Here is a 12905-nt window from a genome sequence, read left to right on the forward strand (position 1 = left end):
AAATCGATACCAAATATGATAGCTTGCATGACGGACGGTCTCCTCCACTGGGGTTTCAACACGGCCAGTTTGGCACATTCGATGCCGCAAGGGGCCGTCCACCCATCATCCCAGGGCGGAGCGGGAAGCGAAGCGAGCCGCGTAGACCCAAGGATCCATGCCGTGACTTCAGCGTGCCACTGCGATGCAGAATTCTGCGCCGCTGCATCCTTCGATCAAGGTCACGGCATGGATCCCAGGGTCTCCGCGACGGAGCTGCGCTCCTGCTTCGCCCTGGGATGACGAAGTTGAGAGGCTTGAGCTAATCCCCAACACTTGCATCGGCTACAGAAACGGACGGTGAAGATCTTGCCGCCGGTAGGCCTGCAACTTTCCAAGATACATTGGTCGAGAACTAGACGGCGATGTCTACTTTGCCAGCTTCCCTAGCGCGACATCATACTTGTCCATGACATCGCGAGCGGCGCTCATCTCCCGCTCGAAGCTGCCGCACACTGGCCTTAGAATGAAGCCGTCCTCCGCTTCAATGATCTGGAGCTGATCGCCAACTTGAAGGTTCAAGCTGTCAAGCATTTCGCGTGGCAGCAGTAAGGCTCCTGATCCGTCTTCAAGCGTATGGATGATCGTCTTAAACATCATCGCGTCCTGGTTGTATCTATGGTTAGAGAACAACCTCTGAGCCAATTTAGCAAGCCTTCATGGATCGGCCAGCAGCCGATCCATCAGCCGGTCCGCCGCCTGCGGGATCACCGTGCCCGGCGGGAAGATTTCGGCCGCTCCCGCCTTCAGCACCGCGTCATAATCCTGCGGCGGGATGACGCCGCCGGCGACGATCAGCATATCGCCATGGCCGAGCTTCCTCAGCGCGTCCTTGAGCTCGGGGATCAGCGTCAGATGCCCGGCCGCGAGCGATGAGGCGCCGATGATGTCGACATCGTGCTGGACCGCCAGCTTTGCTATCTCTTCCGGCGTCTGGAACATCGGCCCGACGGTGACATCGAAGCCGAGATCGGCAAAGGCGCTGGCGATCACCTTCTGGCCGCGGTCATGCCCGTCCTGGCCCATCTTGGCGACCAGGATGCGCGGCTTGCCGCCGGTCTTCTTCTCGAACGCCTCGATCTTTTCCTTGAGATGGTCGACAACCGGGCTGTCGCCAAGCGCGTCGCGGTAGACGCCGGAGATGGTCTGCACGGTGGCCGCGTGGCGGCCGAACACCTTTTCCAGCGCCAGCGAGATCTCGCCGACGGTCGCATTGGCGCGCGCCGCGCGGATCGCGAATTCGAGCAGGTTCTCGCCGCTCTCGGCGGCACGGGTGAGGGCGGTTAACGAATCCTCCAGGGCGGCGACATCGCGCGTGCCCTTCAGCCGCTGCAGCTTTGCCAATTGCCGTGCCTTGACCTCGGCATTGTCGATCTTGAGCACGTCGACCTCGATATCCGCGTCCGGGCGATGCGCGTTGACGCCGACCAGCACCTGCTCACCGGAATCGATGCGCGCCTGCGTGCGCGCGGCCGCTTCCTCGATGCGCAGCTTCGGAATGCCCTTCTCGATCGCCGCCGCCATGCCGCCGAGGCTCTCCACCTCTTCGATATGGGCCAGCGCGCGCGCCGCCAGATCATGCGTCAGCCGCTCGACATAGGCCGAGCCGCCCCACGGGTCGATGATGCGCGTGGTGCCGGATTCCTTCTGCAGGATGAGCTGCGTGTTGCGGGCGATCCGCGCCGAATGGTCGGTCGGCAGCGCCATCGCCTCGTCGAAGGAATTGGTGTGCAGTGATTGCGTATGCCCCTGCGTCGCCGCCATCGCCTCGATCATGGTGCGGGTGATGTTGTTATAAGGGTCCTGCGCGGTCAGCGACCAGCCGGATGTCTGGCAGTGGGTGCGCAGCGACAGCGAGCGCTCGTCCTTCGGCGCAAAATTCTTCTTCATCAGGCTCGACCAGAGCAGGCGCGCGGCGCGCAGCTTGGCGACCTCCATGAAGAAGTTCATGCCGATCGCCCAGAAGAAGGAGAGGCGCGGCGCGAAGCGGTCGATGTCGAGGCCGGCGGCGACGCCGGCGCGCGCATATTCGATGCCGTCGGCAATGGTGTAGGCGAGCTCGAGATCGGCCGTCGCGCCGGCTTCCTGCATGTGGTAGCCGGAGATCGAGATCGAGTTGAACTTCGGCATATGCCGCGAGGTGTAGGCGAAGATGTCCGACACGATCCGCATCGAGGGCTTCGGCGGATAGATATAGGTATTGCGGACCATGAACTCTTTCAGAATGTCGTTCTGGATGGTTCCGGCGAGATCCTTTTGCGCGACGCCATGTTCCTCCGCCGCCACGATGTATAAAGCCATGATCGGCAGCACCGCGCCGTTCATCGTCATCGACACCGTCATCTCGTTGAGCGGAATGCCGTCGAAGAGCTGGCGCATGTCGAGGATGGAATCGATCGCCACGCCCGCCATGCCGACATCGCCGGCAACGCGCGGATGGTCGCTGTCATAGCCGCGATGGGTGGCGAGGTCGAAGGCGACGGAAAGCCCCTTCTGGCCGGCGGCGAGGTTGCGGCGGTAGAAGGCGTTGGATTCCTCGGCCGTCGAGAAGCCGGCGTATTGCCGGATCGTCCAGGGCTGCTGGACATACATGGTCGGGTAGGGGCCTCGCACGAAGGGCGGCAGGCCGGGATAGGTATCAAGGTTGGCGAGCCCCTTGAGGTCGCCTTGGCCGTAGAGGTGCTTTACGGCAATGCCTTCCGCCGTCATCCGCTGACCCTTGAGCTCGACCGGCGCGCGGCGCGGCGCCGACCAGCCGATCTGGCTGAAATCAGGGATCATGATCCGGCTCCGATCGACTGGTCGATGCGCACCGGAAACAGCGGCTCGCACACGGCTACGCCCTCCGTCAGCGCCGGCCGGCGTTCGGCCTTCAATGTCTCGACCGGGCGCTCACTGCCGACGCGGTAAAGCGTCGTGCCGACGATGGCGCGTTCACCCGCCCGATAGGCGGCATTGCGCTTCGCGGCGGCTGTCTGCACCCGGTTCTGGATATAGCCCTGCTGCAGGCTGTCGAGCATGCCGCCTTCGGCTTCTATGCGCTGGAATTCCTCCCAGGCCGCGGCACAGAGTTCGTTGGTCAGCGCCTCGACCGCGCCGGAGCCGCTGGCCGGATCGGCGACATGGTGCACATGGCTTTCATGCGTCATGATCAGCTGCGCGTTGCGGGCGACCCGACGCGCAAAACCGGTCGGCAATCCGTGCGCGATGGTGTGCGGCAGGATCGAGATCGAATCGGCGCCACCAGCGGCTGCGGCGAAGCCTGCGATCGCGGTGCGCAGAATGTTGGTCTCCGGGTCGGCAACCGCCATCATGCGATAGGAGGTCTCGGCGTGGACATTTGCCGTCGAGGCCGGGATCGAGCAGGCTTCCTGGATCCGCGCCCAGAGTTTGCGCAACGCCCGCACCTTGGCCATCGACAGAAACTGGTCCTGGTCGACGCTGAGCGCGAAGCCGATATGGGGCGCTGCATAGACCAGCGGCTGGCGCGCCTTCTCGAACATCCTGAGATAGGAGACGGCCGAGGCCATCATTGTGCCCAGCTCCTGCGCCTCCGTGGCGCCGGCATTGTGGAAGACGCGGCCGTCCGCCTCGAGCAGCACGCCCGGCACGCCCATCGAGAAGAAATGCGCCAGCGACTGCGGCATCGATTCCTGCAGCGCCTCGATCGACATGCGCAGCCGCCCGGTGCCGGCGAAGATCGCCGCCGGGTCGATGCCGAAGGAAAGGTTGAGCTTCGTTGGATCGGAGCGGCGCCGGCTGAGGAAGGCGAGCAGCCAGTCGGCCACGGCGCGGCTCCACGGATGCGCGTCGATGCGCACCTGCACGCGGTTGAGCGGCACGCCGTCGAGCACTGTTTCCAGCGCCTCGGCCGTTCTCGGCAGGCCGTAGCCGAAGGCGTTCGGCGCGCCCTCGAAGACCAGTGACAGGCCGGTGGCGCCCTGCGCAATGTCCTCCAGCGCCTGGGTGCTGGCCCGGGCTATGTCCGGATCGTCGATACGCTGGCTGACGATCCATGGCGCCTTCGGGTTGGTGCGCACCAGCGGCTCGGCCGTCGTGGAGCGTTCGCTGAGCGGCTCGATGCGAATGCCGTCATCGGTGTGCGAAACGAGTTTCTCCTCGAAGGAGCCGCCGGCAAGCGCTTTTTTCGCCAGCGCCAGCCAGCGCTTGGCGTCCGGGTTCGGAAGGTCGACATCCCTGGTCAAGGCGCCGGCGCCCATCGCACTCCTCGTCTCTTGCCGCATCGGCCGCCAGTCTAAGGTCCTCGGACGGATATCACAATGCGACATCCGCCGCTGTCGCCCCGGCGGCCGCTAACCGATTGCCAAACATGCTCAAAATCCGCAAGCTTCGTAAGGTCGATTTCGACCGCGAACCTCATTTCGATGATGGCCATTGTCGCTCGGCGGCAGCGTTACTATACCTCGCACGAGGCTCGGGCGTTTTTGACAATGCAGTTTTGCGGAGACCGCACATATGGCTGACGACACCAGCATCTTCATCGGCGCCAGCCGCAAGCCGGACAATTCCTATCAGCGCGCCGAGGAGCTTCTGCTGCGCTACGGCAACCGCCACGGTCTGATCACCGGCGCCACGGGCACCGGCAAGACAGTCAGCCTGCAGGTCCTGGCCGAAGGTTTTTCCAACGCCGGCGTGCCGGTCTTCTGCGCCGACATCAAGGGCGATCTCTCCGGCATTGCCATGATGGGCGAGGCCAAGGATTTCCTGGTGAAACGCGCCGGAGAGGTGAAGCTCGACCCTTACCAATTCCAAGAATTCCCGGTCATCTTCTGGGACCTGTTCGGCGAGCAGGGTCATCCGATTCGCGCCACCATCTCCGAGATGGGGCCGCTGCTCATGTCGCGGCTGATGAACCTGACGGAAGCGCAGGAAGGCGTCATGAACATCGCTTTCCGCATCGCCGACGAAGAAGGCCTGCTGCTGCTCGACCTCAAGGACCTGCAGGCGCTGCTTGCCAACATCGCCGAGCGCGCCGACGAGCTCAGCGCCCGCTACGGCAACGTCACCAAGCCTTCCGTCGGCGCCATCCAGCGTACGCTCTTAGTACTGGAGCAGCAGGGCGCTGCGAACTTCTTCGGCGAGCCGGCGCTGCGCATTGCCGATCTCATGCGCACGACCCGCGACGGCCGCGGCGCGGTCAGCGTTTTAGCCGCCGACAAGCTGATGATGAATCCCAGGCTCTACGCCACTTTCCTGCTCTGGCTGATGTCGGAGCTGTTCGAGGAATTGCCTGAGGTCGGCGACCTCGAGCGGCCGAAGCTGGTCTTCTTCTTCGACGAGGCCCATCTCCTGTTCGAGGACGCGCCGAAGGTGCTGATCGACCGGGTCGAGCAAGTGGTGCGGCTCATCCGCTCCAAGGGCGTCGGCGTCTATTTCGTCACCCAGAACCCGCTCGACATTCCGGAGAAGGTGCTGGCCCAGCTCGGCAATCGCGTCCAGCATGCGCTGCGCGCCTATACGCCGCGCGAGCAGCAGGCGGTGCGGACGGCGGCTGAGACCTTCCGGCCCAACCCCGATTTCGATTGCGCCACCGCCATCACCCAGCTCGCCACCGGCGAGGCGCTGGTCTCGATGCTGGAGGACAAGGGCGTTCCTGCCATGGTCCAGCGCACGTTGATCCGGCCGCCGTCGTCGCGGCTCGGGCCGATCACGCCGGACGAGCGCCGCAAGATCATCGCCGAGAGCCCGGTCGCCGGCCAGTATGACCAGCTGGTCGATCGCGAATCAGCCTTCGAGATGCTGCAGAAGAAGACCAAGGAGGCGCTCGACGCCGAGGCGCAGGCGCAGCAGCAGAACAGCGGCGGTTCGCGCTGGGGCATTCCGGGCCTCGACGACGTCTTGGGCACATCAGGCCGGCGGTCTTCCAACCGCCAGACGGTGGCCGAGGCCGCGATCAAGTCGGTGGTGCGCTCGGTCGGATCGTCGGTCGGCCGCGCCATCGTTCGCGGTATCCTGGGCAGCCTGGCAAGGGGGCGTTAGGTCGCGTGTCCCGGCAAGCAATTGCCTTGGGGAAGCGCCGTTCCTTTTTTAAGGACGGCACGGATCATGCCGGCCAATCTCACTGTCCGATCTCGGCGGGAGAGCGGGCCGGCGATTGTGTCAGAGGCTGAACCGCTCCAAGTCCGTCGGATTGAAGGGGGTGTTCGAGCAGCCGCTCTCGCGCATGTGCCTGGGACTGCCGCGCGTGATCCGCGCTCCAGGCGCTGATCGCCTGGGCGGCGCCCAGCCACAGCAAAGGCACGATTTCGATGACCACCCGATGCTCCACCAGACGTCCGAAAAGCAGGGTGGACACGAGAAACGGTATGCCGAACCACAGCAGTGTCTGTTTCAGCACAGGGTCAAGATACCGGTGCAGGAGCAGAACGGGCAGGTAAAGACCGGCGCCGAAGCGGGCGAGATAGGTCAACAGATAGAGGGGGTTGGTGAACAGCCAGAGATTGTCCGTCAGATGGATCTCGTAGTTGGTTCCCGGGATGCTGGCATAAGGGTTGGGCAGCCCCGGAAACAACCATCTGATGGCAGCCTGGATCACGACGAAGATGATCACTTGCGCCGCCAGCGCCTTCGCCAGCGTGCGGCGGTCGAGCACACCCCAGGACACCGCGAGGAAGGCCGGCAGCATGAACATGGTGGTCTCGCGGTTCACTGTGGCGAGCGCGAACAGACCAAGATAAGCCATCAGCCAGCCGCTCCTCGGAGTCCGGACGAAGCGTGCAAGACAGAGCACGAGCGCCAGCGTGAAGACCGCAGCCGGCAGGTCGTATACGTAGCGGAAAAACGGCACCGTCTGCCATTTGCCCAGTTCAAGGACGCCGCCGTCGAGCCCCAATACCGAGTGGACTTCCAGGTCGGGTACGATCAGATGCATCGCAACCGGAACCGTGATCGTCAGCGCCAGGATTCCGCCGACAAGATCCGATGTCTCGATGCGATAGGCCCGAAGCGCTTTACGCGCCACGACGACCAGCAGCATCCAGGCTGCGACTTCGGCCGCGGCGAACAGGAGGTCCACATCGAACCAGGGCGCGACGCGCATGATCGCGTGGACGATCAGCGGCAGCAGCACCCGGCTCTGAAATGGCGCCGCCGCGATGAAGTCGGCCATTAGAGCCGGACTGGCGATCCACCAGACGGTCGTCGAGGCATAGTGGAACGTGGTGAGCAGGACAGCGTAGGACAGCAACGCCGCGAACCAGGCCAGCCGCATGACGCGGGTGCTGGTGCCGATCGACGCATTTGTTGAAACTGCCAGGACCACGGGCACCTCCGGGGTTTGTCGATACGTTTGGCCCGCCACAGAAATCAGCCCGATTTTCACCAACCCCTATCGGGAGGGAGGGTTCAATCACTCATCCGGACCAAGAGTTGCATTCTGTGAGGGAGAGGCGGCGCATGTCCGCCTGTGGAAAAAATATCGGAAGATAATCAATACGTTAATTGCCGGATCGCCGGAAATTCGGCTTCGCGGTGCTTTCGTGCGGCGCTGTCGCAATTCCGCCATCTGATCACAATACGTAACAGTCCGACTTGGGTTGTGACTAACAAAGGGGCGTTGCGTGGGGCGGGTTTTTTGGCTCGTTTTCTTGAATCTGTCGTGTCTGGGCATTTTATTAAATCTTCCTCCAACTGACCCGCGTGGCTCCACGCTAGCGGCGTCTGCCGCGCCGATTCAGCCGCCGGCTACGTCGCCGGAAGAGGCCTCGAAAGCTCCCGCTGCAGTCGGTTCGGCCAAAGAGGACGTCATGCCTTTGCGCGTGCTGGACACCGAGATGTTGAATCAGGTCACCGGCAAGAATTCCCGGAACGACACGGCTGCGCGCTGGGGCGTCTACGGGACCGACCTTGGTCACATGTTCTGGCACCGGGACCAGCTCTATATGGTCTTCGGCGATACTTTCGGACGAGGTGGCTTTGGCGGCAGCAATTGGCTCAGCAACGTCATGGCTAGGATTGCCGATCCGGATCCGCGCCACGGGTTTCCGTTCCAATCCATGATCACCGAGCCGGACGGCGCGGCGAAAGAGCTGATCCGCTCCCGCAAGATCGACGGCGACGAGAAAACCGTCATCCCGACCCAGGGCATCTCGCTTGGGGGGCGCATATATCTCCACTACATGTCGGTCAGGCATTGGGGCTTGACTGGCGGCAATTGGACGGTCGGCCATTCGGGCCTCGCCTATTCCGATGACGACGGACAGACATGGGCGGCGCCGGCAAGCGCGACATGGCGCGAGGCTTGCGGCTTCGAGCAAGTTGCCTTCGTCTTGGCGAAAGACGGCTTTCTCTACAGCTTCGGCATACCTGAAGGGCGCTTCGGCGGCGTGAGGCTGCGCCGGGTCGCGCGCGAGCATATCCTGACGCCAGATGCCTACGAATACTGGGACGGCACGAAGTGGGAGGCCGATCCGAAATCAGCGACTGTCGTCGTGCCCGCGCCGGCGGGTGAGCTCTCCGTGGCCTGGAGCGAACCCCACCACCGTTGGCTGATGATGTATCTCGATGAAAACCAGCGGGCCGTGGTGCTGCGCACCGCCCCCGAACTAACCGGCCCCTGGAGCGATGCCCAAGTGGTGGTGACCGCGGATCAATATCCGGGTCTCTATGCGCCCTACATCGTGCCGAGGACCGAGATCGATGGCGATCTTTACTACACGATGTCCCAATGGGGCCCCTATAACGTCTTCCTGATGCATACGAGGCTCGAGCCGGCCGCCCCCGCGGTCGTCTCCGCCGACGGTCCGGCCGTGCCGCTTGACGCGGTGACACCGGTCAGCTCGAAATGACCGGCTGGTTCTTCCCAGGGCGATCAGCCGACAGGTCCGCCTGGCCGCATGACCTTTCCTCGGCATAGTCGGGGGTAGGATCTGCCCGGTTCACGAATGCGTTAGGACCGGCCGCCTGCGCTGCGGAACCCGGTAACAGAGCGTATCAACTTATTAAAATCGATAACTTTTCCGGCCCGAGCCATGGCGAGCGCCCTGGCTTGGGTGGCCGGCTGATGGCCGGGCACTAGATGTAAGGCCGGAACCGGACCGTGGCGGGCGGCATTCACCATCGTCCCTTGGCGTCCACATCGGATTGTCAAGGTCTTGGGATCGGGGGGCAGCGGGAATGGCTGTGAACGATCCAGGAGACATCTGCGCATACGGACGAACCGTCGCTGCGCGCTCCCTGCTCGAAGCCATCCTCAGACAAGGAGGCCAGGATATGAGGAGGTACATCGCCTCGATCTGCTTCGTGATGGCGCTGACCGTTCCGACAGCCGCTTTCGCCTATGTCGGACCAGGAGCAGGTCTGGGTTTGCTAGGCGCCCTTTGGGCGCTCGTTGCCGCACTGGCAACGGCTCTCTCGTTCATTATCGCCTGGCCGTTCCGCAAGGCGCTGAGGCGCCGGCGTGCGTCGCGCGGGATGGAGCCCACTGAAAAGCGTCCCGACCGTGCTGACCACGAGGGCTCGAGCGAAGAGCCCGGCGGTTGAGGCAATCCCATGGGTCTCCTGGATTTGCCTTCGCCGGTCCTCTCGGCGCTGGACAATTGGCTGACGCCATTCCTGCCGTCATCGGCCAAGCTCGTGCTATGGGCGGTGCTCGGCGCGTTTCTTTGCATGGAGCTCTACAGGGTCCTTTCGCCGCAAAAGCGCATTGCGGAAATCAAGCTGGCATATGCGCGGGCACGGCAGCTCGTCGCCGACTTCGACGGCGAGTTCGAGGAAGCCTGGCCCCTTCTTCGCCGCATGCTGACACTGGCGCTGCGGCGCGTGGCGCTGGTCTTTCCGGCAACCATCGCCGCTTCGCTGCCTTTGCTTCTGGTCGTTGTTTGGCTCGACGGCCGCTACGGCGACATCTACCCGCCGCCGGACGCACCGGTTGGCATCACAGTATCCAACGACTTCATGGGACGCTGGGTGGGCAGCAGTGATGGCGTCCCGCATGCGCAGATATTGGACCGGACTGGAGCGGCAATCGCCGACGTGCCGGTGACAAGAGCGGTTTCCGTCATCCGGAAATGGCGTTGGTGGAACGTGCTGATCGGCAATCCCGCCGGCTATCTGTCGGACGACTTGCCGTTCGACAGGATCGACCTGGGGCTGCCCCGGCAGCAGGTTCTCGCGGTTGGACCTGCCTGGCTGCGCGGTTGGGAGGGCATCTTCTTCGCGGCAACGATCCTCGTTGCCCTGATGCTCAAGAGCGTGCGCGGCATCGCATGACAGGGATGAGGCGTCATAGCCGGACGGTGAGCATGGAGGTCGATGCCTGGACGGACGCGATCGGCCGGCTTCTGGAGCGCTTTCCGAATTTCTGGATCAAGGTGGGGAACTGGGAAACGCGATTGCTTGCCGAGAAGATCAACGACACCGGCGTCAACCAGCCAATCTACATTGCCGGGCTGGCCCGCTCGGGCAGCACCATCCTGCTCGAACTGCTCGCGCGCCATCCCGACACGGCGAACCATCGCTATCGCGACTTTCCCTTGGTGCCCGCGCCCGTGGCCTGGAACTGGTTCGTCGACCGCGCTGGGCGCACGGGGCAGGTTGCGGCCGAGCGTGCGCATCGCGACCGTATCAAGGTGACGCCGGAGAGCCCCGAGGCCTTCGAGGAGATCGTTTGGATGGCATTCTTTCCGAACCTGCACGATCCGTCGACGCAAGCGATCCTGGATGAAGCCTTCCGCCATCCCGGCTTCGAAGCCTTCTATCGCGATCATATCCGCAAGCTGCTCCTGTTGCGGAACGCCAGCCGCTATCTTGCCAAGGGCAACTACAATGTCACGCGCCTGCGCTATCTGAGGAAACTGTTTCCCGATGCGCGCTTCATCGTGCCCATACGCGACCCGACCTGGCATGTCGCCTCGTTGATGAAGCAGCACAGGCTCTTTTCCAACGCGGAGCACAAGGACCGGCGGGTTCTGCGCCACATGCGCCGCAGTGGACATTACGAGTTCGGATTGAACCGCGTACCGATCAATGTCGATGGCAAGACGGCCGGCGAGATCGTCAGGCTCTGGAAGAGCGGCAAGGACGTTGCGGGATGGGCGGCCTATTGGGCCTCGATCTACGGGTATGTCGCGGCGTTGCTGGATGATCCGGCCATGGCCGCGAGCATGCTCGTCGTGCGCTACGAGGATCTTTGCAGCGATCCCGGCGAAGTGGTCTCGGCGATCCTCGACCACTGCGGGCTTCAAGACCGCGGGCTTACGCAGGCGGCAAATGCGACCATAAGCTTCCCTACCTATTACGAGCCATCGTTCACGCAGGTTGAGCGCAGCGAGATCCGCGACCGCACGGCGGCAGTGGCTGGCCGGTTCGGATATGGGTGAGCGCAGCTCCATGTTCAGGCCCCCTTCATCGCGTTTCATGGTTGCCCCTCGTGAGGGCACAGACGGCTCCTGCGCCGGGTTTCCCGTACCCGCCTTTCGCAACGGACAGAGGAATCGAACAGACCGGCAAGCCATGGCGGCGAGGGGGCCGGACGCGCGATGATCGAGAAAATCGGATCTGCGCTCTTCGTGTTGATGATCGCCTTCCTCGCTTTCGTCGCGGGCGCGATGGTGGTCTTCGGCCGGGTATTTCCGTCGGAATTTCTTCGCGACGCCTATCGGGCCGGAGAAGCCCTGATCCTGCAGCGGGAGATCATCGACAACCCGGTTCTTGCCAATCTCTATCAGCCGGCCCGCACCCCGGCCCGCGGGGTCACCATCTATGACCCGCGGCGCGCCGAGCCGGGATACACGCTCTACACGTCCGGAGACGATAATGTGGCGCGCCTTATCGCCATGGACGGGCGCGTGGTGCATGAGTGGCGCCGCCCGTTCAGCGATGTCGCGAAGAACGGCGCATTCAGCAGGAAGCCGCAGCCCGATTCGCTCGTCTACATGGACAGGGCGGTCGTCTTTCCCAACGGCGATCTTCTGGTCATCTACATTTCGTCCGCCGATACGCCATGGGGCTACGGCATGGTCAAGCTCGACAAGGATTCCAATATCATCTGGAGCTATCTTGCTCCCGCCCATCACGACCTCACGATCGCGTCCGACAATCGCATCTACACGCTGACCAACGAGTTCGACTTCAACCCGGTCGAAGCCGCACCGCAGCTCGACCGTCCCCACCTCAGGGATTTCGTGGTCGTTCTCTCGCCGGATGGAAAGGAAATCAGGAAAGTGTCGCTGACGGACGCCTTCCTGCGCTCGCCCTATTTCTCGCTTCTGGCGGTCTTGCCTTACTTCTCTCTTGCCGACCCGCTCCATCCCAACACGGTCGAATATATCGATGCCAACAAGGCGAAGAACTTTCCGTTCGCAGAGCAGGGCGACGTGCTGGTTTCCTTCCGCGATATGTCGCTCATCGCGGTCCTTTCCATGAAGACCGGCGAGATCAAGTGGGCAACGCGCGGCCCGTGGCTGGGACAGCACGACCCGAACATCTTGCCGAATGGCGACATCCTGCTTTTCGACAATCTCGGCGGCATCAGGCACGGCAACAATTCCAGGGTGATGGAGTACGACCCGCGAACCTCGAGCATAAGGTGGAGCTACGCCGGCAATGCCCAGCACCCGTTCTCCAGCGCGCTGCGCTCCGATGCCCAGCGTCTTGGCAATGGCAACACGCTGATCACCGAATCCGACGGTGGGCGCATTTTCGAAGTGACGCCTGCGGGAGACATCGTCTGGGAGTTCGTCAATCCGCTTCGTCGCGGCCTCCAGGACGAGCTTATTCCGATCGTCAACGGTGGCGAGCGGATCGATCCCGCGATGTTCGATCCCGCGTTTCGCAAAACGCTCGAAGGGGAACCGCGCCAGGCATCAAGATAAGGCGTGTTGGGATTCAGGTGATGCCGGCTTCAC

General features: G+C 63.2%; 10 protein-coding genes. 6 read left to right on the top strand and 4 right to left on the bottom strand.

All coding sequences use genetic code 11. The annotated features are described in order from the left end of the window. Window positions 1–408: 408 nt before the first annotated feature. From RFN28_RS22060 to RFN28_RS22070, 3 genes are read right to left on the bottom strand one after another with little or no spacing between them, the layout of a single operon-like run. Complete coding sequence (locus RFN28_RS22060; RefSeq protein ID WP_320289337.1) at window positions 409–636, bottom strand: AbrB/MazE/SpoVT family DNA-binding domain-containing protein; 228 nt, start codon at window positions 634–636, stop codon at window positions 409–411. A gap of 60 nt (window positions 637–696) precedes the next feature. Further along, window positions 697–2820: a methylmalonyl-CoA mutase gene (gene scpA / locus RFN28_RS22065; RefSeq protein WP_320289338.1), complete on the bottom strand. Its 2124-nt coding sequence runs from the start codon at window positions 2818–2820 to the stop codon at window positions 697–699. Continuing rightward, window positions 2817–4259, bottom strand: coding sequence for a methylmalonyl-CoA mutase subunit beta (locus RFN28_RS22070; protein ID WP_320289339.1), 1443 nt, complete (start codon window positions 4257–4259; stop codon window positions 2817–2819). Before RFN28_RS22070 ends, scpA begins: the two co-directional genes overlap by 4 nt. A gap of 256 nt (window positions 4260–4515) precedes the next feature. Between RFN28_RS22070 and RFN28_RS22075 the strand changes: the two genes are divergently transcribed. Further along, on the top strand, window positions 4516–6039 hold the full coding sequence (locus tag RFN28_RS22075; RefSeq protein WP_320289340.1) for a helicase HerA-like C-terminal domain-containing protein: 1524 nt from the start codon (window positions 4516–4518) through the stop codon (window positions 6037–6039). Window positions 6040–6118: 79 nt separating this feature from the next. Here the strand turns inward: RFN28_RS22075 and RFN28_RS22080 are convergent, their stop codons facing one another. After that, window positions 6119–7381, bottom strand: a complete 1263-nt coding sequence (locus tag RFN28_RS22080) for a hypothetical protein (RefSeq protein ID WP_320289341.1) — start codon at window positions 7379–7381, stop codon at window positions 6119–6121. A gap of 424 nt (window positions 7382–7805) precedes the next feature. Between RFN28_RS22080 and RFN28_RS22085 the strand changes: the two genes are divergently transcribed. From RFN28_RS22085 to RFN28_RS22105, 5 genes are all read left to right on the top strand, one after another. Further along, on the top strand, window positions 7806–8846 hold the full coding sequence (locus RFN28_RS22085; protein WP_320289342.1) for a glycoside hydrolase family 183 protein: 1041 nt from the start codon (window positions 7806–7808) through the stop codon (window positions 8844–8846). A 424-nt stretch (window positions 8847–9270) separates the two neighbouring features. Beyond that, window positions 9271–9540, top strand: coding sequence for a hypothetical protein (locus RFN28_RS22090; RefSeq protein ID WP_320289343.1), 270 nt, complete (start codon window positions 9271–9273; stop codon window positions 9538–9540). Between the two features lie 9 nt (window positions 9541–9549). Then, window positions 9550–10269 carry a hypothetical protein gene (locus RFN28_RS22095; RefSeq protein ID WP_320289344.1) on the top strand — a complete coding sequence of 240 codons (720 nt, stop codon included), beginning with the start codon at window positions 9550–9552 and terminating at the stop codon, window positions 10267–10269. A gap of 32 nt (window positions 10270–10301) precedes the next feature. Beyond that, window positions 10302–11378: a sulfotransferase family protein gene (locus RFN28_RS22100; RefSeq protein WP_320289345.1), complete on the top strand. Its 1077-nt coding sequence runs from the start codon at window positions 10302–10304 to the stop codon at window positions 11376–11378. Window positions 11379–11537: 159 nt separating this feature from the next. After that, on the top strand, window positions 11538–12872 hold the full coding sequence (locus RFN28_RS22105; protein ID WP_320289346.1) for an arylsulfotransferase family protein: 1335 nt from the start codon (window positions 11538–11540) through the stop codon (window positions 12870–12872). Window positions 12873–12905 lie beyond the last annotated feature (33 nt).

The sequence above is a fragment of the Mesorhizobium album genome (assembly GCF_033977205.1).
Lineage (GTDB): Bacteria > Pseudomonadota > Alphaproteobacteria > Rhizobiales > Rhizobiaceae > Mesorhizobium > Mesorhizobium album.

Coding starts and splice junctions, on each gene's coding strand:
- RFN28_RS22060 (WP_320289337.1), bottom strand. CDS start 636: ATGTTTAAGACGATCATCCATACGCTTGAAGACGGATCAGGAGCCTTA.
- scpA (WP_320289338.1), bottom strand. CDS start 2,820: ATGATCCCTGATTTCAGCCAGATCGGCTGGTCGGCGCCGCGCCGCGCG.
- RFN28_RS22070 (WP_320289339.1), bottom strand. CDS start 4,259: ATGGGCGCCGGCGCCTTGACCAGGGATGTCGACCTTCCGAACCCGGAC.
- RFN28_RS22075 (WP_320289340.1), top strand. CDS start 4,516: ATGGCTGACGACACCAGCATCTTCATCGGCGCCAGCCGCAAGCCGGAC.
- RFN28_RS22085 (WP_320289342.1), top strand. CDS start 7,806: ATGCCTTTGCGCGTGCTGGACACCGAGATGTTGAATCAGGTCACCGGC.
- RFN28_RS22090 (WP_320289343.1), top strand. CDS start 9,271: ATGAGGAGGTACATCGCCTCGATCTGCTTCGTGATGGCGCTGACCGTT.
- RFN28_RS22095 (WP_320289344.1), top strand. CDS start 9,550: ATGGGTCTCCTGGATTTGCCTTCGCCGGTCCTCTCGGCGCTGGACAAT.
- RFN28_RS22100 (WP_320289345.1), top strand. CDS start 10,302: ATGGAGGTCGATGCCTGGACGGACGCGATCGGCCGGCTTCTGGAGCGC.
- RFN28_RS22105 (WP_320289346.1), top strand. CDS start 11,538: ATGATCGAGAAAATCGGATCTGCGCTCTTCGTGTTGATGATCGCCTTC.